This window comes from Streptomyces sp. LS1784, assembly GCF_020103755.1.
Classification (GTDB): domain Bacteria; phylum Actinomycetota; class Actinomycetes; order Streptomycetales; family Streptomycetaceae; genus Kitasatospora.
In genome coordinates, this window is the sequence record NZ_JAHSQD010001143.1 from 1 (window position 1) to 978 (window position 978).

Annotated in this window: 1 protein-coding gene; it reads right to left on the minus strand. The window is 76.1% G+C overall.

The genetic code is table 11. The annotated features are described in order from the left end of the window. Nucleotides 1-978 (minus strand): molybdopterin cofactor-binding domain-containing protein (locus KS423_RS46205; protein WP_224285621.1); only part of this gene is annotated, 978 nt, incomplete at both ends.

Consider the following 978-nt stretch of genomic DNA (forward strand, 5'->3'; position numbering starts at 1 on the left):
CGACCGGCAGGCCGGTGGCGGCGCGCACGGCCGCGGCGACGGCCGCCGGGGCGACCACCGCGGGGACGGCGCCCACCGCCTTGGCGCCGAACGGGGCCACCACGTCGCGCTCCTCCAGCAGCGTGGCGATCCGCACCTCCGGGGTGTCCAGCGCGGTGGGCAGCCGGTAGCCGGTGAGCGAGGGGTTCTGGAGCACCCCGCCCTCCGTCCGCAGGTCCTCCAGCAGCGCCAGGCCCACGCCCTGGGCCACCCCCGCCTCGATCCGGTCCTCGATCTGGCGCGGGTTCAGCGCCCGGCCGACGTCCTGGGCGACCGTCATCTCGACCACCCGCACGGCGCCCAGCTCGATGTCCACGTCCACCACCGCGCGCATGGCGCAGAACGAGATGGAGACGAAGGCGTCGCCCTGCCCGGCCTCGTCCAGCGGCTCGGTGGGGTGCGGGCGGCACTGCGCGGTGGCCCACAGCTCCTTGCCCTCCAGCGCCTCGGCGACCGGCATGCCGAGCACCCCGTCGTACGAGGTGATCTTGCCGTCGGCGATCTGGAGCAGCTCAGCCGACATCCCGAAGTTCGCCGCGATCGGCTGCAGCAGCTGGTGGCGGACCATCAGCGCGGCCCGCTCGACGGCGCCGCCGGAGACCCAGGTGTGCCGGCCGCGGGCGGACGGCCCGGCGATCGACTGGTCGCTGTCGGCCGGCGCGATGTAGACCTCGCTGACGCCCAACACGGTCTGCACGATCTGCCGGGCCAGCGTGGCGAAGCCCTGTCCGGCGTCGACCGCCGCGCAGATCACCGTGGCGTGGTCGCCGCTGACCCGCACGGTCGCCGTGGAGACCTCGTCCTCGCCCTCGGCGCCCAGCATGTGCACCATGCCGACGGCGTAGCCGATGCCGCGCCGCACCGCCGCCGGGTCGCCCGCGCCGCCGGGCCCGCCGGGCAGCAGCCACTCGGCGTCCGGGTCGTCCACCGGCAGGGCCG